At 60.3% G+C, this 219-nt stretch carries 1 protein-coding gene; it reads left to right on the top strand.

All coding sequences use genetic code 11. The annotated features are described in order from the left end of the window. A partial coding sequence (locus tag EXE42_RS18205) for a VUT family protein (protein WP_137707153.1) occupies nt 1–219 on the top strand: 219 nt, incomplete at both ends.

The raw sequence follows: 219 nt of genomic DNA, 5'->3' as shown, positions 1-219 counted from the left end.
TCGCAGCAAAACTCACCTGGATCGAACTGCCCGGACTTGGTGGTGTCGCTGTCCCTGCTGGATTCGTTGCGTTCGGCGTCGCATACCTCGCTTCAGACCTGCTCGTCGAGTACCACGGGAAGGACTACGCTGCGACAGTGGTCAACGGAACCGTCGTCACACTCGTCATCGCGTACGCACTCGTCTTCCTCGCCATCTGGATGCCGTCTGCCCCGTTCT

The organism is Halorubrum sp. SP3 (assembly GCF_005435195.1).
Taxonomy (GTDB): Archaea; Halobacteriota; Halobacteria; order Halobacteriales; family Haloferacaceae; genus Halorubrum; species Halorubrum sodomense.
Note: the sequence above shows the minus strand (reverse complement) of the source record. Positions and strands in the feature narration are given on the sequence as shown.